Source organism: Pseudomonas sp. UMAB-08 (genome assembly GCF_900095225.1).
GTDB lineage: Bacteria > Pseudomonadota > Gammaproteobacteria > Pseudomonadales > Pseudomonadaceae > Aquipseudomonas.
In genome coordinates this window covers 13,526-32,439 of the sequence record NZ_LT607422.1, presented here as the reverse complement: position 1 = coordinate 32,439, position 18,914 = coordinate 13,526, and the positions used below count along the sequence as shown (strand labels likewise).

General features: G+C 59.8%; 20 protein-coding genes. 9 read left to right on the top strand and 11 right to left on the bottom strand.

From position 1 onward, the window contains the following. Positions 1 to 77: 77 nt before the first annotated feature. From coaD to K0F75_RS15990, 4 genes are all read right to left on the bottom strand, one after another. Positions 78 to 557, bottom strand: coding sequence for a pantetheine-phosphate adenylyltransferase (gene coaD, locus K0F75_RS16005; RefSeq protein ID WP_219062876.1), 480 nt, complete (start codon positions 555 to 557; stop codon positions 78 to 80). A gap of 149 nt (positions 558 to 706) precedes the next feature. After that, the gene (locus tag K0F75_RS16000; protein WP_219062875.1) at positions 707 to 2,302 is read right to left on the bottom strand and encodes a GMC family oxidoreductase; all 1,596 of its coding nucleotides are present in this window, start codon (positions 2,300 to 2,302) and stop codon (positions 707 to 709) included. Between the two features lie 47 nt (positions 2,303 to 2,349). Next, complete coding sequence (locus K0F75_RS15995; RefSeq protein WP_219062873.1) at positions 2,350 to 2,895, bottom strand: twin-arginine translocation pathway signal protein; 546 nt, start codon at positions 2,893 to 2,895, stop codon at positions 2,350 to 2,352. 54 nt (positions 2,896 to 2,949) lie between these two features. Then, the gene (locus K0F75_RS15990) at positions 2,950 to 4,380 is read right to left on the bottom strand and encodes a coniferyl aldehyde dehydrogenase (RefSeq protein ID WP_219062872.1); all 1,431 of its coding nucleotides are present in this window, start codon (positions 4,378 to 4,380) and stop codon (positions 2,950 to 2,952) included. 146 nt (positions 4,381 to 4,526) lie between these two features. On the opposite strand from K0F75_RS15990, the gene K0F75_RS15985 reads away from it, so the two are divergent. Then, positions 4,527 to 5,198, top strand: coding sequence for a TetR/AcrR family transcriptional regulator (locus K0F75_RS15985; RefSeq protein ID WP_219062870.1), 672 nt, complete (start codon positions 4,527 to 4,529; stop codon positions 5,196 to 5,198). A 50-nt stretch (positions 5,199 to 5,248) separates the two neighbouring features. Beyond that, positions 5,249 to 6,103 carry a sulfurtransferase gene (locus K0F75_RS15980; protein WP_219062869.1) on the top strand — a complete coding sequence of 285 codons (855 nt, stop codon included), beginning with the start codon at positions 5,249 to 5,251 and terminating at the stop codon, positions 6,101 to 6,103. Positions 6,104 to 6,143: 40 nt separating this feature from the next. On the opposite strand, the gene K0F75_RS15975 is transcribed toward K0F75_RS15980, so the two are convergent. The 6 genes from K0F75_RS15975 to K0F75_RS15950 form a co-directional block, all read right to left on the bottom strand. After that, a complete protein-coding gene (locus tag K0F75_RS15975; protein ID WP_219062867.1) occupies positions 6,144 to 6,467 on the bottom strand; it encodes an AzlD domain-containing protein in 324 nt (107 codons plus the stop codon). Then, positions 6,464 to 7,192 carry an AzlC family ABC transporter permease gene (locus K0F75_RS15970; RefSeq protein ID WP_219062866.1) on the bottom strand — a complete coding sequence of 243 codons (729 nt, stop codon included), beginning with the start codon at positions 7,190 to 7,192 and terminating at the stop codon, positions 6,464 to 6,466. The genes K0F75_RS15975 and K0F75_RS15970 overlap by 4 nt, the downstream gene beginning before the upstream one ends. 82 nt (positions 7,193 to 7,274) lie before the next feature. Continuing rightward, positions 7,275 to 8,306, bottom strand: coding sequence for a hydrolase (locus tag K0F75_RS15965; protein ID WP_219062864.1), 1,032 nt, complete (start codon positions 8,304 to 8,306; stop codon positions 7,275 to 7,277). A gap of 196 nt (positions 8,307 to 8,502) precedes the next feature. Then, positions 8,503 to 9,102, bottom strand: a complete 600-nt coding sequence (gene rsmD / locus K0F75_RS15960; RefSeq protein WP_219062863.1) for a 16S rRNA (guanine(966)-N(2))-methyltransferase RsmD — start codon at positions 9,100 to 9,102, stop codon at positions 8,503 to 8,505. Next, the gene (locus K0F75_RS15955; protein ID WP_219062861.1) at positions 9,102 to 10,613 is read right to left on the bottom strand and encodes a pitrilysin family protein; all 1,512 of its coding nucleotides are present in this window, start codon (positions 10,611 to 10,613) and stop codon (positions 9,102 to 9,104) included. Before K0F75_RS15955 ends, rsmD begins: the two co-directional genes overlap by 1 nt. Further along, positions 10,606 to 11,961, bottom strand: a complete 1,356-nt coding sequence (locus K0F75_RS15950; protein WP_219062859.1) for a pitrilysin family protein — start codon at positions 11,959 to 11,961, stop codon at positions 10,606 to 10,608. The genes K0F75_RS15955 and K0F75_RS15950 overlap by 8 nt, the downstream gene beginning before the upstream one ends. A 288-nt stretch (positions 11,962 to 12,249) precedes the next feature. On the opposite strand from K0F75_RS15950, the gene ftsY reads away from it, so the two are divergent. The 4 genes from ftsY to rpoH all read left to right on the top strand — a co-directional run bounded on the left by ftsY (position 12,250) and on the right by rpoH (position 16,365). Beyond that, positions 12,250 to 13,704: a signal recognition particle-docking protein FtsY gene (gene ftsY, locus K0F75_RS15945; protein ID WP_219062858.1), complete on the top strand. Its 1,455-nt coding sequence runs from the start codon at positions 12,250 to 12,252 to the stop codon at positions 13,702 to 13,704. Then, positions 13,701 to 14,369, top strand: coding sequence for a cell division ATP-binding protein FtsE (gene ftsE, locus K0F75_RS15940; RefSeq protein ID WP_219062857.1), 669 nt, complete (start codon positions 13,701 to 13,703; stop codon positions 14,367 to 14,369). Before ftsY ends, ftsE begins: the two co-directional genes overlap by 4 nt. Then, complete coding sequence (gene ftsX, locus K0F75_RS15935; protein WP_219062855.1) at positions 14,366 to 15,394, top strand: permease-like cell division protein FtsX; 1,029 nt, start codon at positions 14,366 to 14,368, stop codon at positions 15,392 to 15,394. The genes ftsE and ftsX overlap by 4 nt, the downstream gene beginning before the upstream one ends. 113 nt (positions 15,395 to 15,507) lie before the next feature. Further along, complete coding sequence (gene rpoH, locus K0F75_RS15930; RefSeq protein ID WP_219062854.1) at positions 15,508 to 16,365, top strand: RNA polymerase sigma factor RpoH; 858 nt, start codon at positions 15,508 to 15,510, stop codon at positions 16,363 to 16,365. A 104-nt stretch (positions 16,366 to 16,469) separates the two neighbouring features. On the opposite strand, the gene mtgA is transcribed toward rpoH, so the two are convergent. After that, complete coding sequence (mtgA, locus tag K0F75_RS15925; protein WP_219062853.1) at positions 16,470 to 17,180, bottom strand: monofunctional biosynthetic peptidoglycan transglycosylase; 711 nt, start codon at positions 17,178 to 17,180, stop codon at positions 16,470 to 16,472. A gap of 81 nt (positions 17,181 to 17,261) precedes the next feature. Here mtgA and K0F75_RS15920 point away from each other — a divergent pair, with 81 nt between their 5' ends. From K0F75_RS15920 to K0F75_RS15910, 3 genes are all read left to right on the top strand, one after another. After that, positions 17,262 to 17,639, top strand: coding sequence for a DUF423 domain-containing protein (locus K0F75_RS15920; protein WP_219062851.1), 378 nt, complete (start codon positions 17,262 to 17,264; stop codon positions 17,637 to 17,639). Between the two features lie 115 nt (positions 17,640 to 17,754). Beyond that, positions 17,755 to 17,955, top strand: coding sequence for a sulfur carrier protein ThiS (gene thiS, locus K0F75_RS15915; RefSeq protein WP_219063096.1), 201 nt, complete (start codon positions 17,755 to 17,757; stop codon positions 17,953 to 17,955). Positions 17,956 to 18,033: 78 nt separating this feature from the next. Next, entirely contained in the window at positions 18,034 to 18,828 is a 795-nt protein-coding gene (locus tag K0F75_RS15910; RefSeq protein WP_219062850.1) for a thiazole synthase, read from the top strand. The last annotated feature ends 86 nt before the right edge of the window (positions 18,829 to 18,914 follow it).

The window sequence follows — 18,914 nt, the reverse complement described above, 5'->3', positions numbered from 1 at the left end:
ACTCCTGCCACGGTCAGCGCCGGGGCATATGAAAACTAATGCGGCGAATTGTGCCGCATTAGTCCGTTCGATGCACCTTAGCGTTTGAACCGTTCGGTCAATGCCTCAGCCACTGCCGGGTGTACAAACTTGGTGATATCGCCGCCCAGTGCCGCAATTTCACGGACCAGCGTTGAGGAAATGAACGAATAACGCTCGGACGGAGTAAGGAACAGGCTTTCCACGTCTGGGGCCAATTGGCGGTTCATGTTGGCCAGCTGGAACTCGTATTCGAAATCCGATACCGCCCGCAACCCGCGCAGGAACACGTTGGCGTTCTGCTCTTTGGCGAAGTGCGCCAGCAAGGTGGAGAAACCTACCACTTCGACATTGGGCAGGTGTTTAGTGACCTCTCGGGCCAGCGCCACGCGCTGTTCCAGGGGAAACAGCGGGTTTTTCTTCGGGCTGGCAGCGACGGCGATGACCACTTGGTCGAACAGGCGCGAGGCGCGTTCGACCAGATCGCCATGGCCCTTGGTGATAGGGTCGAAGGTGCCTGGGTACAACACTCGGTTCATCGCGTCGTCCTGGTCGGAGTCCGTTGGGGACTCGGATGGTAGCGCAGCAATCCCGGTGGGCCAAGTCGGCTGATGGATAGCAGGGGTGCTATTGCCTACGCAAATGAGGGTTTTCCCCGGTTTTTAGAGCATCTGCCAGTGCTCCGCATCTAAGCAGACTTCAGTCTCTCACCCAGCAAAGTCGCCAGTTGCGCGGTCAGTCCATAGACCGACAGTTGCGGGTTGGCACCGATGCTGGTGGGAAATAAGGAGCCGTCATGGATCGACAGATTGCTCACCTGATGATGCCGGCCAAGGCTGTCGCACACCGCAGTTTTTGGCTCTTCACCCATGGCACAACCGCCCATCACATGGGCGCTGCCCAGTCGGGTGCGGTACGTTTCCAGGCTCAAACCGTCGATGACTGATCGCGCCTCGGCCAGGCTTTTCACGTAGCCAGCGTCTTCATGTACCGGCATCACCGCCTTGGCCCCGCCAGCAAACTGGATCTCGGCCATGCTGTGATAAGCCCGGCGAATGCCATCCCAGGCGTAAGACGACACCTGATAATCGAGCACTGGCGAGCCGTCGCCGCGCAGTTCCACGCTGCCGCCCGGGCTGCCAGGGTGAAAACCGTCACGCATCAGGGCCAGCATCATGTGGGTGTTAGGCAACTGGGCCATGCGCGCTGCGTTTTCCTGACCGAAGCCGCCGAGCAAGGTGCTGGCCAGCGCCGGTTGCAGGGGCGGTACTTCGAGTTTGTAAGACATCTGCCCGGTGGTACCGTCGGTCCATTGGAAATGGTCGGAGTAAATCGACTGCGGTGCGCCGTAAAACGGATTGATCACCCGGTCGAACAACGCTGCGGAAAAGCTCGTCAGGTGCAGAAACGTGCGCTTGCCCACGCGCTTGTCCGGGTCCGGGGCGTCGGAACGCATCAGTAAGGCTGGGCTGTTGATACCGCCACCGGCCAGTACGTAATGCTTTGCCTTGACCGTGATACTGCGACCGTTGGGCGCCACACAGCGCTCATCCATACCCAGGCATTGCAGGCCGACAACCTTGTCGCCTTTGATCACCAGCCGTTCTGCGCGGGCCAGGTACAGCAGCTCGCCGCCCTTATCCAGAGCCGCGGGGATGGTCGTGACCAGCATCGATTGTTTGGCATTGGTCGGGCAGCCCATGCCGCAATAACCCAGGTTCCAGCAACCGCGCACATTGCGCGGGATGACTTTCCAGCTGTAACCCAACTGCTCGCAACCGTTGCGGATCACGTCGTTGTTGGCGTTGGGCGGCATGACCCACGGGGCAACGCCCAGACGCTGTTCCATTTTGGCGAACCACGGCGCCATTTCGGCTGCGCTGTGGCCTTTGACCGCGTGTTCTTTGGCCCAGTGTTCCAGAGTCGGTTCGGGGGTGCGAAAGCTCGACGTCCAGTTGATCAGCGTGGTGCCGCCGACGGCTCGTCCCTGGAGGATGGTAATTGCGCCGTCCTTGCTCATGCGGCCGATGCCTTCCTGATAAAGGCTGGAATAAGCCTGATCTTCGAGCATCTTGAAGTCGCTGCTGGTTTTCAGCGGGCCTTCTTCGATCAGCAATACCTTATAGCCGGCAGCGCTGAGGATTTCTGCCGTGGTGCCGCCGCCAGCGCCGCTGCCGATGATCGCGACATCCGCCTCCAGCGTCAGGTCTTGGGTCAATTGCGCGCCGTTGTAGGTTTTCCAGCCACGGGCAAGGCCTTCTCGAAACACATCAGGAACCGGCATAGGGCCTCGATCTATTTATTTTTGTTGGGGGGTGGGACGTGTGCGACTCAAACAGTCGGCGGGCCGGGATAACCGCAATGCGCCCAGGACTCCGACCGGCTGTACCAGGCCATCGTCACCAGCTTCAGCAAGGCGCCATGGCCCATGCGCAACAGGCTCAACGCGCTGTTTTCCCAGCGATTGAGGAAGGCCGTCATTTGCAGCGGGCTGGCGTTTTCCCAGCCGCCCCAGACACCGGTCAACGGACCGCGGGTGACCGGCAGCGCCAGGACATCGAACAGTTGCTGCGTCAGCTTGAGCATTTCCGGCGACAGTCGATCAAGGCTGGCGTCGATGCTTTGCAGGGTGCCCGCGATGGCGTTCGATAGCGCAATCTTGCCCAGGCTGCCTTTGAGCATCACCGGGATCAGTGCGCGCAGGAATGGCAGATCACTGCTGCGCAGCACGGCAAAACCGCTGGCAGGCATGCTGGCCGAGCAACCGCTCAGGCTCGCCGCGAGCCCGGCAGTGGACAGAAAGGCGCCGGCACACAGGCCGATTTTCAGCACGCCCCGACGTGACAGGTTGGGGCTTTCAGACAGGCTGTCGTTCATTGTTTTTATGGCCCTGTTCTTACGGATCTGTTGGGTGGCGGTTGTCAGTCAGGGCTAGCGAATGAACAGTTTGTACACCAGCCGCTGGATCGCCTTGCCGTACGGCGGATAGATCAACCGGGCCGCATTGAAGCGCTGCTTGATGAAGACACCCTTGGCCTTGCTGAAGGTCAGGAAGCCTTCATGGCCATGGTAGTGGCCCATGCCGGAAGGGCCGACGCCGCCGAAAGGCATGTCGTCCTGGGCAACATGCATCAGCGTGTCGTTCAGGCACACGCCGCCGGAGTGGGTCTGCTCCAGTACGCGCTGCTGCTCGGCCTTGTTGTAGCCGAAGTAGTACAACGCCAATGGGCGCGGGCGCTGATTGATGTAGGCAAACGCCTGATCAATGCGGCCGTAGGGAACAATGGGCAGCAGCGGGCCGAAGATTTCGTCCTGCATCACGGTCATGTCGTCGCTGACGTTGAGCAGCAGACTGAACGGCATGCGCCGTCCCTGGCCCTGCTCGAACAGCGGAATCACCCGCGCGCCTTTGCTGCTGGCGTCGTCGAGGTAGCGATTGAGTCGGGCCAACTGTCGGTCGTTGATGATCGCGGTGTAGTCCGGGTTGTCGATCAGCGTCGGATAAAACTTCTGCACCGCTTTTCGGTAGGCGTCGACAAACCCGTCTACCCGGTCTTCGGGCACTAACACGTAGTCGGGCGCGACGCAGGTTTGTCCGGCGTTCAGGGTTTTACCGAAAGCGATGCGTTCGGCGGCGTCCTCGAGCGGCACATCGTGTGAAACGATGGCCGGGGATTTTCCGCCCAGCTCCAGGGTGACCGGGGTCAGGTTCTCGGCAGCGGCGCGCATCACGTGCTTACCGATGCTGGTGGCGCCGGTGAACAATAAATGATCAAAAGGCAGTTTCGAGAAGGCCATGCCGACCTCGGCTTCACCCAGCACAACCGTAACCAAGTCTTCAGGGAACACTTGGGCGAACAGGCGCTTGAGCAACTGGCCGGTGGTTGGCGTCGATTCGCTGAGCTTGAGCATCACCCGGTTACCCGCAGACAGCGCGCCGACCAGCGGGCCGATGGCAAGAAATAGCGGGTAATTCCACGGCACGATCACCCCGACCACGCCCAGTGGTTGATAGATCACTTTGGCCGACGCCGGTTGAAACGCCATGCCAACGTGTCGCCGCGAAGGCTTCATCCATTTTTTCAGATGCTTGCTGGCGTACTGGATGCCCAACAGGCTTGGCATCAACTCAGCCAGCAGGGTTTCATCGGCGCTGCGGTGGCTAAAATCGCTGTTGATGGCGTCGACCAGCGCCTGCCGCTCATCGCTTAATAGCGTGCGCAAGGTCTTGAGCCATTGCAGACGCTGCCCGGCGAGCGGCATCGGGTTGGCCGCGAAGGCCTTACGCTGGCTGTTGAACAGTTGCTCAAGCTCATTGAAGGCTTGCTCGGACTCTTGCTGATAGGCGATTTCGGCGGGCATGGTCGTGGCTCGTATTAGCGTTATGCTATGTTTTTAGAGTCATTGCTCTATAAAGTCAAATTGAACTGCGCGAAGGCGGGATACCCGACATCGCCTGCGCTAAGATGCGGCATATTCTCCACACGTTTAAGCGGTCGAGCTGAACCATGGCACCACGCATCAAAACCCGCGAACGCATCGTGCAAAACAGCCTGGAGCTGTTCAATGAGCAGGGCGAGCGCAGCGTCAGCACCAATCACATTGCTGCACACATGGAAATGTCGCCAGGCAATCTGTATTACCACTTCCCCAATAAGCAGGCGATCATCGCCGAGCTGTTTACCGAGTACGAAGCCCTTGTGGACAGCTTTTTGCGTCCGCCCAAGGGGCGTCTGCCGAGTGTCGAGGACAAGCGTTTCTATTTGATGGAGCTGCTCGACGGCATGTGGCGCTACCGTTTCCTGCATCGCGATCTGGAGCACCTGCTCGACGCCGATCCAGAACTGGCTGCGCGTTACCGACGGTTTTCCCAGCACTGCCTGATTCAGGGCATGGCCATCTACAGCGGCTTCGTCGAGGCCGGTATCTTGCGCATGGACAAGGTGCAGATTGAGTCGTTGACCCTCAATGTGTGGATTATCCTTACGTCGTGGGTGCGGTTTTTGTGCACCACGCGCGAAGACGCCACGCGACTCAGTGAAGAAGCCATGCGCCGAGGCGTGTACCAAGTGCTGATGCTGGAGATGGGTTACGTCACGCCAGAGGCACGGGACGCGGTGAATGCGCTGTGTGAAGAGTTTTATGTGCCGTTGGGGCGGGCATTAGAGGAAACGCCCTGACGTTTTTTTTGTCATAACATTGATCTGAATTTTTCTCACAGGAACCTGCCATGCCCATTGCGCAACTGATCAGCCCGGAACAACTGGCCGCTCGCCAACAGCAACCGGGGCTGGTGATTCTCGATTGTCGCTTCGCCCTCGAAGACCTTGACTATGGCCAGCGCAGTTATGCCGAAGGGCATATCGCGGGCGCGAGGTTCGCTGATCTGGAGCGTGATTTCAGTGACAAGGTGATCAAGGGCGTCACAGGCCGTCATCCTTTGCCAAAGCCGGACGTGCTGATTCAGCGATTGCAGGAGTGGGGCATCAGCCAGGACAGCGATGTTGTGCTGTACGACGACGGTCCCGGCGCGTTTGCTGCTCGCGGATGGTGGTTGCTGGCGTGGCTGGGCAAGCGTGACGGCGTGTACTTGCTGGATGGCGGCCTCAAGGCCTGGCATGCGGCGGGTTTGCCGTTGAGTCTGGATGCGCCGCAAAACAAGAAAGGGACGTTCACCGGTAAGCCGGATGATTCGTTGCTGCTCAGTGCCCAGGCGTTGCAAGCGCGTCTGGGCCAGCCAGACATGACGCTGCTCGATGCCCGCGCCGCACCGCGTTTCCGTGGTGAAGTGGAGCCGATCGATCCGGTCGCCGGCCATATTCCGGGTGCGCAGTGTGTTGCGTTCAACGAAAACCTGGGTGCCGACGGCCGTTTTCTGCCAGCAGACCAGCTCAAGCAACGCTTTGCGGCAGTGTTGGGTAATCGTTCGCCAGATGATCTGGTGGCCTACTGCGGCTCAGGCGTCACGGCCTGCCATAACCTGTTCGCGCTGTGCCTGGCGGGGTATCCACTGGGTTCGCTGTACGCCGGATCGTGGAGCGAATGGATTACCGATCCGAAGCGCGCCATCGCTACCGGGCCCTGACCTGTAGGAGCGCGCTTGCCCGCGCTGGCGATTTTTAGAACTAAATCTGCCCCAGCGCCCAGCGCAGCAGAAAGAACACCAGCAAGCCGCCGCCAATGGTCGCCAGCAAGTTGCGGCTGAAGGCGGCGATGGCGATGGCTGCGAGGCCCGCCAGCAAGTAGGCGTTGCTGGGATTTAATTGCCAATGCTCGCCATCGGGCAGCAGCATGCCCGGTACCACAATCGCGGTCAGCACGGCCGTCGGCACATAGTGCAGCCCTTGGCGTACCACGGGCGGAAAGCGCAAATGCGGCCAGGCGAACAGGCTGTAGCGCATCAGGAACGTGATAGCGGTCATGCCGCCAATCAGCCACCAGTAACTCATGAGCGCACCTCGTGGCTTGACGCTTCGTCGCGGGCGCCAGAGCGTCGCCGCTCAAGCAAAACGCCTACGGCGATCCCGCTGAATGCCGCCGCCATCAGGCCCAGTTTGTAAGGCCAGGTGTGCGTCATCAAGGCCACCGCGCCAGCGGCGAGTGCCGCCGCGATTTGCGGTTGATTGCGCAGTAAAGGCACGACGATTCCGATAAAGGTCGCGAGCATGGCGAATTCCAGCCCCCAGCCCGCCAGATCAGGCACCGCTTGGCCAAACAGCACGCCCACCACCGAACTGCTCACCCAGCAGGCATACAGCGCACTGGCGACGCCGACCCAATACCAATGCCCAAGCGGCGAACGCCCGTGCACGATATAAAAGCGCTGAACCACGGCGAACGTCTCGTCGGTCAGCCAGAACGCCAGCAACACCCGCCAGCGTTGAGGCAGCGCGCTCACCTGGGGTTGCAGCGTGGCGCTGTACAGCACGTGACGCAGATTGACGATAAAGGTGGTCAGCAGAATCACCACCGCACTGGCGCCAGCGCCCATCAGGCTGACGACGATAAATTGCGCGGAACCGGCGTACACGAACATCGACATGCCGAGCGCTTGCCACAACGACAAACCGCCAGCGCCTGCCAGCGTGCCGAAAATAATGCCGAAGGGTGCGATGCCGACCAACATGGGCACGCTGTCGCGTATGCCACGGGTATAAAGCTGATAGCGGGACATGAGTCTCTCCTTGAGCCCGCATCTTAAATAGTCAGGGAGAGACTGTCTTGAAGGATTGTGCAATGTCGCCGACGTCTGTCATTCACTTCAACGGGGTGGCCGAACGATGGGCGGTGCTCAGCCACAGTGGAATGCGCCGCTCCAGGTAGTAGCTCGGGTTTTTCAGCGACCCGTCAACGAACCCGACGTGGCCGCCTCGTGCTTGCAGCTCGAAGTGGGTGCTGGGCGACAGCTCGTCGGCTTCTGGCAGGCTGTGGGGGAATACAAAAGGATCGTCGGCGGCGTGGATGATCAGCGTGGGCGTACGAATCTCACCCAGGAAGTACCGGCTGGAAGCGCGACGGTAATAATCCTCGGCGTCGGCAAAACCATTCAGGGGCGCGGTGACCCGGCCATCGAAATCCCAGAAGGTGCGCATGTTCTCTAGCGAGCCGAGTGCCGCCAGTTCCGCCAGGCCTTCGCTGAGTCCTTCGTGCTGAAAGCGCCGCTGTTTGTCTTTGATGTACACCAACATCTCACGCATAAAATGCGCCTGGTACACCTTGGAGAAGCCCTGGCCAATGCGGTCGGCACACTGGTCCAGACGGAAGGGCACCGACACGGCAACCGCTCCTTGCAGCGAGCTGTTGCTGCCCACTTCGCCCAAGTGCTTGAGCAACACATTGCCGCCCAGCGAATAGCCCACTGCATATAGCGGTGCCAGCGGTCGCAAGGTGCGCAGATGGGCAATGACGCTGGCGAGGTCTTCGCTGGCGCCGGAGTGGTAGCTGCGCGGTAAAAGATTGGGTTCGCCAGAGCAACCCCGCCAGTTCAACGCCACGCTGGCCCACCCCTGAAAGGCCAAAGCCTGCTGCAAACCCACCACATAGGGCGAGTTTGATGAGCCGGTCAGACCGTGCAGCACCAGCACCAAAGGCGTGTCTGCCTCATGCGGGCCGTGCCAGTCCAGATCCAGAAAGTCGCCGTCGGCCAACCAGATACGTTCACGCTGGCGTTCAAGCTTTGCTTTTTTTCGCCACAGGGGTCCCCATAGCGTTTGCAGGTGCGGGTTAGCCAGTCCTAAAGCGGGGATGAACGGGTCTGGAAGCGTGTTCGTAGCAAGTTGGATAGGCACGTTCGAACTCGTCGGCAATTCACGTTTACTGCATAAACACTACGTTGCCACAACTGCGGACAGGCGTGCCGGAGTTTTTCGTCAGCGGTAGGGGTTGAAGCCTGCTGCGTGTCACTCATGACGCCTTCGTCAATGAATCCACCCCACGCAGACCTTGCGGGTTCTGCGGGAGTGAATGCATATGCTGGCACCGCGATCAGGCGTCTACCTCGGTACTCCGCTGCCACAGCGCGTAATACACCTGCCCGGCTTTCTTCTCCCGGTGCAGGCGCCAGTTGCCTGGCAAGCCGACAGACGACGGCGAGATTTCGCTTTCGGTGTAAATCCAGGCACTTTCCGCCAGCCATTGACGCGCTTCAAGAAGGGCGCAGGCGGCAGGCAGCAGGTTCTGGTGGAAGGGCGGGTCGAGAAAGACCAGATCGAACTGGGCAGGCGTCTGGGTTTCCAGATAACGCAGGCTGTCGGTATGTGATACCTGACCCACCGTGCACCCGAGCATGTCCAGGTTCCGTCGCAGGCTGGCGAGGGCCTCGGCGTTGTTGTCCAGCGCCAGGGCCATGCCTGCGCCGCGTGACAGGGCTTCCAGGTAAAGCGCGCCGCTGCCGGTGAACACGTCGAGTACGCGCGCGCCTTCGATGTGCGTCGCCAGCCAGTTAAACAGCGTTTCGCGCACGCGGTCCGGCGTTGGACGCAGGCCTGGAGCGTCAGGGAAGGTCAGGCGACGGCTGCCCCATTCGCCACCGATGATGCGTAGTTGACCCAGGCCGTTATGGCCCTTTGGTCTTGGATTGGCCATTAGTGCTCCGGGACCCCGAGAGGTTGCTGAGTAGGTTTATCAGTAGGGGGTGGCAACGGCTTTTGCGGCACCGTCGGGCCTGCGGTGACGATCACCATCTTATCCGCGCTCAAGTGCTTGTTCATGGCCGCTTTGACTTGCTCGACCGTCACGCTTTGCGCCTGTTGCATAAAATCTTCGAGGTACGTCAGCGGCAGGTCGTAGAAACCAATCGCACCTAGCTGGCCAACGATATCAGCGTTGCTGGCCGTGGACAGCGGGAAGCTGCCGGACAATTCACGCTTGGCGTCGTCGAGTTCTTTCTGGGTCGGGCCTGTGACGAGGAAGTCACGCACGATGTCTTGCACCAGCTTCAAGGTGTTTTCGCTGAGTTCGGCGCGGGTTTGCAGGGCGATCATGAACGGGCCGGGCACCTGCATTGGGGTGAAGCCCGAAGAAACGCCATAGGTCAGGCCACGTTTTTCCCGCACTTCCGTCATTAAGCGACTGCCGAAGCCGCCACCGCCGAGTACCGAGTTGCCGAGTGTCAGCGCGACGTAATCCGGGTCGTTACGCTCGATCCCCAGTTGCGCGAGCATCAAGTGCGTCTGCTTGGACGCGAACTCGATGTGGGTTTCACCGGCTTTGGGATCGACCGGTTGTTCGATTTTCGGCAGCGCCGGGCCTTTGGGCAGGGCAGCGGAAACCTGGGCAGCAATCGCTTCTGCTTCGGATCGGGACAGGTCGCCGACCAATGCGATCACCGCATTGCCTGCGGCATAGGCTTTGGCGTGGAAGGCCTTGAGCTGCGCGATGCTGATAGGTGAAATGCTTTTGGCCGTCCCTTCGCTCGGGTGCGCGTAAGGGTGGTCGCCATAGAGACGCTTGAACAGCTCATTGCCCGCGAGTTTGCCGGGGTTTTGTTTCTGGTATTCGAAGCCAGCCAGCAACTGGTTCTTGATCCGCGCCAGTGAATCGGCAGGGAACGTCGGTTTACCGACGACTTGGGCAAATAGCTTCAGCGCCGGCTCGCGCTTATCCACGGCGCTCAGGCTGCGCAGGGAGGTCACGGCCATGTCGCGGTAAGCGCCGTTGCTGAAGTCAGCGCCCAAGCCTTCAAAGCCTTCGGCGATGGCGCCAACATTCTTGCCGGCCACGCCTTCATTGAGCATGGCGTTGGTCAGCACGGCGATGCCGGGGGTGCTTTGATCCTGACTGCTGCCTGCGGCGTAGGTCAGGCGCAAGTTGAACATGGGCAATTCACGCGCTTCGACGAACATCACCTTGGCGCCTTCGGCGGTTTTCCAGGTCTGGATGTTCAAGGTGCGCCGCGCGGGCGGCTTGCCGTCGAGCTCTTTGAGCGATTGCAGGTTGTTGTCAGGGAGTGCCTGGACGGTGTCCTTCAGCGTGGTGCTGTCAGGTGCGATGCTTTCAGCCTCGGCCTGGGGGGCGATAAAGGCGCCAAGCATGACCACCAGCCCCAGAGCTCCCAGGCCGAGTAGCCCATAACGTGGACCCTTTTGCTCACTCATGTGCAGTCTCCTCGGGCAAAACGTGCGCAACGCTGAGACGTTCGCGGATGAAATAGGTGCGGGCGGCTTTCTGGATATCGGCCGGGGTCACGCTTTTAAGCGCCTCCAGTTCTTCGTCCATCAGTTTCCACGACAAGCCGACGGTTTCTAGCTCGCCGATCGTGCTGGCCTGGCTGGTAATCGAATCACGCTGGTAGACCAGGCCAGCAATCACTTGCGCCCGAACCCGTTCCAGCTCTTCATTGGACGGTGGCTTGGTTTTCAGCTCATTCAACAGGCGCCAGATACCGGCTTCAACATCGGCCAGGGTTTTTTTCTTCTGCGTGTTAGGGGTTGCGCTGAGCATGAACAGGCTATCGCCACGGCTGTAGGCGTCGTAGCTCGACGAGGCGCCTGAAACCAGCTCTTCGCCTCGCTCCAGACGGGTCGGAATGCGTGCGCTGTAGCCGCCGTCGAGCAGGGCGGAAATCAGGCGCAGTGCATTGACCGAGCGTGGATCGGCAGCGGTAGACAGGCTTGGCACGTTGAAACCGTACATAAGGCTCGGCAATTGAGTCTGTACGTGCAGGGTGATTTTGCGTTCGCCCGGCTCAGCCAGTTCCAGCGGGGCTTTCGACGGTGGCACGTCGCGTCGCGGGATTGGCCCGAAATAACGTTGCGCCAGGGCTTTTACGTCGTCGGGCTGTACATCGCCGACTACCACCAATGTGGCGTTGTTCGGCACGTACCAGGCTTCGTACCAATGACGCAGCTCTTCAACCTTCATCCGGTCCAGGTCTGCCATCCAGCCGATGGTCGGCGTGTGGTAACCGCTGGCGGGGTAGGCCATGGCCTGGAAGCGCTCATAGGCTTTGGCGCTGGGCTTGTCGTCAGTGCGCAGGCGGCGTTCTTCCTTGATGACTTCAATTTCGCGGCTGAATTCTTCAGGGGGCAGAAGCAGGCTGGCCATGCGATCGGCTTCCAGCTCGAAGGCTACTCCCAGGCGATCACGGGCCAACACCTGGTAATACGCGGTGTAATCGTCGCTGGTGAACGCGTTTTCTTCAGCGCCCAGATCACGCAGAATCAGCGAGGCCTGGCCCGGCCCCACGTTTTTGCTGCCTTTGAACATCATGTGTTCGAGGGCGTGGGACAAACCGGTCTGGCCAGGGGTTTCATAGCTGGAGCCGACTTTGTACCAGACTTGCGAAACCACCACGGGCGCGCGATGGTCTTCGCGGACGATGATTTTCAGGCCATTGTCCAGGGTGAATTCGTGAGTAGGTTGCGGGTCTGCAGCCAATGCTGACAGTGGCAGACACACTGTGCTGAGCAGCAGGCCTGCGGCGCGGCGGGCTAGAGCATTCATTCGTTTTGAACCTGTTAGGCGGCCTGCTTGAACTTAGCGTCGGCGGGCGCGGGGGGGTTAGGATACGGGTCCGTGTGGCCGGCGGCCACGGCTAGAACTGTTACGTGAACTATTGGTTCTGGTCTGGCACGGTTGAAACGGGTTGAAATGACGTTTTTGTACCGGTGAACGCCTACAATTTCGGGGCCGCGGGTGAACAAGCCGGGTCAAAAGCAGTCTGTTTTGCATTGACAGAATTTTCCTGAGGCGCCGCTTTGGCGCGTCGCTACCTTGAGATAGCCGTCCTCCATGTTTGGTTCCAACGACGACAAGAAGACCCCAGCTCCGGCTGCAGAGAAAAAAGGCCTGTTCGGATGGCTGCGCAAGAAGCCGCAGGAAACCGTTGCCGAGCAGCCACAAATCCTACCCACAGTAGCGCCTGAGGTGGTCATCGACCATGCGTCGGTCGCTGTTGAGCCACAACGCGCGCCGCAATCGGCTCCAGAGTCTCAGCCTTGGCTGATATTACCGGTGGCCGAAGAGTCCGTGGCGCTGATCGATGAGCTTGAGCCTCACGTGACGCCGCCGATTCCGGTGCACAGCGTGCCGGTTGTGCCGCCGATGCCTGCCGAGCTGGCGCCTGTGGTCGTACCTGATCAGGCTGTTGTGGTTGCGCCGGTGGTTGTTCCTGAACGGATTACCCCTGAGCCGATTGTCGCGCCAGCGCCTGTTCCTGTTGTAGTACCTGTACCCCAGCCGGTCGCGCGAGTGGCTGAAGTTGCTCCTGCTCCCGTGCCCGCTCCGGTCACCCCGGCAGCGGCAGAAGCCAGTAAAGCCGGCTTTTTCGCTCGTCTCAAGCAAGGCTTGTCGAAAACCAGCGCCAGTCTGGGCGAGGGCATGGCCAGTCTGTTCCTCGGCAAGAAGCTGATCGACGATGACCTGCTCGAAGAGATCGAAACCCGGCTGCTGACCGCCGATGTGGGCGTCGACGCGACCTCGGTGATTATTCAAAGCCTGACCCAGAAGGTCGCGCGCAAGCAACTGACCGACAGCGACGCACTCTATAAGTCGTTGCAGGCTGAACTGACGGCCTTGCTCAAGCCCGTCGAGAAGCCATTGGTCATCACTGGGCAGAACAAGCCGTTCGTGATTCTGGTGGTGGGCGTCAATGGCGCAGGCAAAACCACGACCATCGGCAAGCTGGCGAAGAAGCTCCAGCTCGAAGGTAAAAAAGTCATGCTCGCCGCAGGCGACACCTTCCGCGCGGCGGCGGTGGAGCAGTTACAGGTCTGGGGTGAGCGCAATCACATTCCGGTCATCGCCCAGCACACCGGCGCGGATTCGGCTTCGGTGATCTTTGATGCGGTGCAGGCGGCCAAGGCTCGCGGCATTGATGTGCTGATCGCGGACACCGCGGGTCGGCTCCACACCAAAGACAACCTGATGGAAGAACTGAAAAAAGTTCGCCGGGTTATCAGCAAGCTCGACGCCGATGCGCCGCATGAAGTGTTATTGGTGCTGGACGCTGGCACCGGGCAGAACGCGATCAATCAGGCTAAACAGTTCAATCAGACCGTGACCTTGACCGGTCTGGCCCTGACCAAACTCGACGGTACCGCTAAAGGCGGCGTGATCTTCGCCCTGGCCAAGCAGTTTGGCCTGCCGATTCGGTATATCGGCGTGGGTGAAGGCATCGACGATTTGCGTACCTTTGAAGCTGAACCCTTTGTTCAAGCTCTGTTCGCCGAGCGGGAGCGCACATGATTCGTTTCGAACAGGTCGGTAAACGCTATCCGAACGGACACGTCGGCTTGCATGAGCTGAGCTTTCGAGTGCGTCGTGGCGAGTTTTTGTTTGTTACCGGCCATTCTGGCGCCGGTAAAAGTACCCTGTTGCGCTTGCTCCTGGCCATGGAGCGCCCGACCACCGGCAAATTGTTGCTGGCCGGTCAGGATCTGGGCCAGATCAGCACCTCGCAAATCCCGTTCCTGCGTCGTCAGATAGGCGTAGTGTTCCAGAATCACCAGCTACTGTTCGACCGCACGGTGTTCAACAACATCGCCTTGCCACTGCAGATTCTTGGGTTGTCCAAGGCGGAAATCACCAAGCGCGTCGACTCGGCCCTGGAGCGCGTGGCGCTCTCGGACAAAACCGATCTGTACCCCGGTGACTTATCCACAGGCCAACAACAGCGGGTCGGCATCGCTCGGGCCATCGTCCACCGTCCGGCGTTACTGCTGGCGGATGAACCGACCGGTAACCTGGACCCACGTCTGGCAGCGGAAATCATGGGTGTATTCGAAGACATCAATCGTTTAGGCACCAGTGTGCTGATCGCCAGCCATGACCTGGCGTTGATTGCGCGCATGCGCCATCGCATGCTGACGCTCCAGCGTGGCCGCTTGATCGGCGACGGGGAGGCCGTATGAGCGCCACACGCAGCCCTAAAGTGTCGGAGCGCGTCGCCCCCAAGGCGGCCGAACCGCAACCGCAGAAAAAGAAAAAGCCTCGTGACGACGATGACGGTCCGGACTTCGGCACCTTGCTGCATGCCTGGCTGGAAGCACACCGCTCCAGCGTGCTCGACAGCGTGCGCCGTTTGGGCAAACAGCCGATTGGCAGCTTCTTTACCTGCCTGGTAATGGCCATCGCCTTGAGCCTGCCCATGGGCTTGTCGCTGCTGTTGAACAACGTCGAGCGTTTAGGCGGTTCGTGGCAGCGTGCAGCGCAGATTTCGCTTTACCTGGAGCTGGACGCCAGTGCCAGTGAGGGCAGCGCCCTGCGCGAGCAGATCCAGCGGATGCCCGGCGTGGCGGAGGCCGAATACATCAGCAAGGATCAGGCGCTGGTTGAGTTTCAGCAGCAATCCGGGCTGGGCGAAGCGTTGAAGGAATTGCCACAGAACCCGCTTCCGGGCGTTGTGCTGGTGACGCCGAATGAAGTCGATAAACCCGCTTTGGAAGCGCTGCGCACGCGTTTGGCAGAGCTGCCGAAGGTGCAGCAGGCTCAGCTCGATCTGGTATGGGTCGAACGTCTGGCGGCGATTCTCAAACTGGGCGACCGGTTTGTTTTTGGTCTGACCGTCTTGCTGGTGCTCGCGCTGCTGCTGGTAATTGGTAACACGATACGTCTGCACATCGAGAACCGCCGCGTCGAGATCGAAGTGATCAAACTGGTCGGCGGCACTGACGCCTACGTGCGACGGCCTTTTCTGTATATGGGCGCACTGTATGGCCTGGGGGCCGGTTTTCTGTCCTGGGGTGTGCTCGCTTTTGGTCTAGACTGGCTCAACGATGCCGTGGTTGGGTTGGCGGGTCTGTACGGGAGCGACTTCTCTTTGGCGGGTGTGCCGCTGGCTGATGGCTTTTCGCTCTTGCTTGGAGCGGTATTGTTAGGGTATATCGGTGCTTGGATTGCAGTAGCACGCCACTTGAGAGAGCTGGCGCCTCGTTAGAATTAATTTTTAATATTGACGCTTTCAGCGGTTTAGGGAACTTGTCTATTGGTTCCCGGTCAATTTCGCAGTGCTGAACTGCACGAGTTATGTGAGTCGGAGGTTTTTTTCGTATGACCACTTCTTTGCAACCTGTTTATGCATTAGCGGCCCCAGGCGCAAACCTGGAGGCCTACGTGCACACGGTCAACAGCATTCCCTTGCTGACGCCCGAGCAGGAGCGTGAACTGGCCGAGAGTCTCTATTATGAGCAGGATCTAGGGGCGGCTCGGCAGATGGTGCTCGCCCACCTGCGTTTTGTGGTGCATATCGCACGCAGTTATTCCGGTTATGGCCTGGCACAGGCTGACCTGATCCAGGAAGGCAACGTTGGCCTGATGAAGGCCGTCAAGCGCTTCAACCCGGAAATGGGTGTGCGCCTGGTGTCGTTCGCCGTGCACTGGATCAAAGCTGAAATTCATGAATTCATTCTGCGCAACTGGCGCATCGTCAAAGTCGCCACGACCAAGGCGCAGCGCAAGCTGTTCTTCAATCTGCGCAGCCAGAAAAAACGTCTGGCCTGGCTGAACAATGAAGAAGTCCATCGCGTGGCGGAAAGCCTTGGCGTAGAGCCGCGCGAAGTACGCGAAATGGAAAGCCGCCTGACCGGCCACGACATGGCATTCGATCCGGCTGCCGAAGCGGACGACGACAGCGCGTTCCAGTCGCCTGCCAATTATCTGGAAGACCACCGTTACGACCCGGCACGGCAGTTGGAAGATTCCGACTGGACCGATAACTCCACCGCCAATCTGCACCAGGCGCTGGACGTGCTCGATGATCGTAGCCGTGACATTCTTTATCAGCGCTGGTTGTCTGAAGAGAAGGCCACGCTGCATGACCTGGCGCAGAAGTACAACGTCTCCGCCGAGCGTATTCGTCAGCTTGAAAAAAGCGCGATGAACAAGCTGAAACTGTCGATCGCCGCGTAAACAGCTGCTCGACACACAAAAACGCCCCGACCATGTGATCGGGGCGTTTTTTGTTGTGTCAGATAAGCCGCGAAGGCGTCAGTCCGGATATCAATGATTCTGAATCAAAACTTCCGGCTGTGGTTCAACCCCACCAGATACTCATCCCCGCCCAACTGACGCATCTGCTGGCGAATCCAGCCGGCACGGCGCGCCACGTAGCTGCTGGGGTGGCTGGCACTCCACTGGCGGGGATTGGGCAGCACGGCGGCGAGGTAGCTGGCCTGTTGCATCGACAGCCCGCCAGCGCTCACACCGAAGTGATGCCGCGCAGCCGCTTCGGCGCCAAACACGCCGTCGTCCCACTCGACGCTGTTGAGGTAAACCTCAAGAATCCGCTGCTTGGACCAGAACACCTCGATCAACCCGGTGAACCAGGCCTCCAGCCCTTTGCGCAGCCAGCTACGGCCCGACCACAGGAACAGGTTCTTCGATACCTGCTGGCTCAGCGTACTGGCGCCGCGTACCGAGCCGCCGAGTTCGTTATGGGCCAGCGCCGCCTGAATCGCATCGACATCGAAACCCCAGTGCTCGGCGAATTTCTGGTCTTCACCCGCGATCACCGCCACTTTCAGATCGTTGGAGATTTTGTCCCAGGGCTGCCAGGTGCGTTGCAGGTCGATAGGCTGGCCGTCGGTCCAGGATTCGATCTTGCGCTCGACCATCAGCGCGGTGCCGGGTGGCGGCACCCAACGAAAGACCAATACCAGCACAACGCTGGCCGCTGCGAACCAGAACAGGGCTTTGACGACACGGTTGAAGAGGAAACGCAGCATAAGAGATGGCTTGGCCGGAGCAGTTGAGCGGGCCATTATACAGACCCTGTGCAATCGAATGATCGTTGACTGGAGTTTGAGATGTTTCGTGGCTTCTTGATGCTTGCTGCCTTTTTCGGTTTTACCGGCGTAGCCCTTGGCGCGTTTGCCGCTCACGGCCTGAAAGACCGCCTGAGCGCGGAGTATCTGGCGATTTTCCATACAGGCGTGATGTACCAGTTGGTCCACACCTTGGCCTTATTGGCCGTTGCATTGCTTGCCGTGCAGATCCCTGGCCGTTTGATGACGTGGGCGGGCATCTCGTTTGTCGTTGGTATTGTATTGTTCTCCGGCAGCCTGTACCTGTTGACCCTGACGGGTGTCACCCGGCTTGGGATCATTACCCCGTTTGGTGGGCTGGCCTTCCTGGCGGGCTGGCTGTTGCTGGGCGTGGCAGCATGGCGCCTGGGCACGGTCTGACGTATTACGAGCCTGCCCCTTGGGCTCCACTTGAGACGAATGGCGTGGCTTTGCCTTGGTCATACGTAATGATCGGGCTAGAATGCTGGCCCTTAAAATGATGGCTGCTTATCGCATGCACATTCAGTTGAACGGTGAATCCTTTGAACTGCCCGACGGTGAAACCGTCGCGGCGTTGCTTATCCGTCTGGACCTGACCGGGCGTCGAGTGGCGGTCGAGCTCAACCTGGATATTGTCCCGCGCAGCCAGCACGTCTCCACGGCCCTGCGCGAAGGCGATCAGGTTGAAGTGGTGCACGCCATCGGTGGCGGCTAGGCCGCTTCAGTCGATCTGGCGGGTCGTCAGTCTTTCGATTCAAATCTGCAAGAACCTCAACCTTAAAGAGGATTTCCGATGAGCAACGTTCGCACCGACAAGCCTTTCACTCTGGCCGGTCGTACTTTCCAGTCGCGCCTGCTGGTTGGCACGGGCAAGTACCCGGACATGGAGTCCACGCGCCTGGCCATTGAAGCCTCGGGTGCCGAGATTGTCACCGTCGCCGTGCGTCGGACCAACCTTGGGCAGAACCCGGGTGAGCCGAACCTGCTCGACATCCTGCCGCCGGATCGTTACACCATCCTGCCAAACACCGCCGGTTGCTTCGATGCCATCGAAGCCGTGCGCACCTGCCGCCTGGCCCGTGAGCTGCTCGACGGTAAAAACCTGGTCAAGCTGGAAGTCCTGGCCGACCAGAAAACCCTGTTCCCTAACGTGATCGAAACCCTCAAGGCCGCCGAAATTCTGGTCAAAGATGGTTTCGACGTGATGGTCTACACCAGCGATGACCCGATTATTGCGCGCCAACTGGCGGAAATCGGCTGCATCGCGGTCATGCCGCTGGCAGGTCTGATCGGCACCGGTCTGGGTATCTGCAATCCCTACAACCTGCAGATCATCCTCGAAGAAGCCAAAGTGCCGGTTCTGGTCGATGCGGGCGTCGGTACGGCTTCCGATGCCACCATTGCCATGGAACTGGGCTGTGAGGCGGTGCTGATGAACTCGGCCATCGCCCACGCGCAAAATCCGGTGATGATGGCCGAAGCCATGAAGCACGCGATTGTTGCCGGTCGTCTGGCGTACCTCGCTGGCCGTATGCCAAAGAAACTCTATGCCAGCGCCTCCTCGCCGCTGGATGGTCTGATCAAGTAAGAGCCCGTTGATGACTGATTCGCACGTTTCCAACCAAGAGCCGTCTGTTCCCGAACAGGGCGAAGAGCGCCAACACCGTCGCATCA

Coding starts and splice junctions, on each gene's coding strand:
- K0F75_RS15995 (WP_219062873.1), bottom strand. CDS start 2,895: ATGAACGACAGCCTGTCTGAAAGCCCCAACCTGTCACGTCGGGGCGTG.
- ftsX (WP_219062855.1), top strand. CDS start 14,366: ATGAGCGCCACACGCAGCCCTAAAGTGTCGGAGCGCGTCGCCCCCAAG.
- ftsE (WP_219062857.1), top strand. CDS start 13,701: ATGATTCGTTTCGAACAGGTCGGTAAACGCTATCCGAACGGACACGTC.
- K0F75_RS15980 (WP_219062869.1), top strand. CDS start 5,249: ATGCCCATTGCGCAACTGATCAGCCCGGAACAACTGGCCGCTCGCCAA.
- K0F75_RS16000 (WP_219062875.1), bottom strand. CDS start 2,302: ATGCCGGTTCCTGATGTGTTTCGAGAAGGCCTTGCCCGTGGCTGGAAA.
- K0F75_RS15955 (WP_219062861.1), bottom strand. CDS start 10,613: ATGAGTGAGCAAAAGGGTCCACGTTATGGGCTACTCGGCCTGGGAGCT.
- mtgA (WP_219062853.1), bottom strand. CDS start 17,180: ATGCTGCGTTTCCTCTTCAACCGTGTCGTCAAAGCCCTGTTCTGGTTC.
- K0F75_RS15950 (WP_219062859.1), bottom strand. CDS start 11,961: ATGAATGCTCTAGCCCGCCGCGCCGCAGGCCTGCTGCTCAGCACAGTG.
- K0F75_RS15970 (WP_219062866.1), bottom strand. CDS start 7,192: ATGTCCCGCTATCAGCTTTATACCCGTGGCATACGCGACAGCGTGCCC.
- rsmD (WP_219062863.1), bottom strand. CDS start 9,102: ATGGCCAATCCAAGACCAAAGGGCCATAACGGCCTGGGTCAACTACGC.
- ftsY (WP_219062858.1), top strand. CDS start 12,250: ATGTTTGGTTCCAACGACGACAAGAAGACCCCAGCTCCGGCTGCAGAG.
- K0F75_RS15920 (WP_219062851.1), top strand. CDS start 17,262: ATGTTTCGTGGCTTCTTGATGCTTGCTGCCTTTTTCGGTTTTACCGGC.
- thiS (WP_219063096.1), top strand. CDS start 17,755: ATGCACATTCAGTTGAACGGTGAATCCTTTGAACTGCCCGACGGTGAA.
- K0F75_RS15985 (WP_219062870.1), top strand. CDS start 4,527: ATGGCACCACGCATCAAAACCCGCGAACGCATCGTGCAAAACAGCCTG.
- rpoH (WP_219062854.1), top strand. CDS start 15,508: ATGACCACTTCTTTGCAACCTGTTTATGCATTAGCGGCCCCAGGCGCA.
- K0F75_RS15990 (WP_219062872.1), bottom strand. CDS start 4,380: ATGCCCGCCGAAATCGCCTATCAGCAAGAGTCCGAGCAAGCCTTCAAT.
- K0F75_RS15975 (WP_219062867.1), bottom strand. CDS start 6,467: ATGAGTTACTGGTGGCTGATTGGCGGCATGACCGCTATCACGTTCCTG.
- K0F75_RS15910 (WP_219062850.1), top strand. CDS start 18,034: ATGAGCAACGTTCGCACCGACAAGCCTTTCACTCTGGCCGGTCGTACT.
- coaD (WP_219062876.1), bottom strand. CDS start 557: ATGAACCGAGTGTTGTACCCAGGCACCTTCGACCCTATCACCAAGGGC.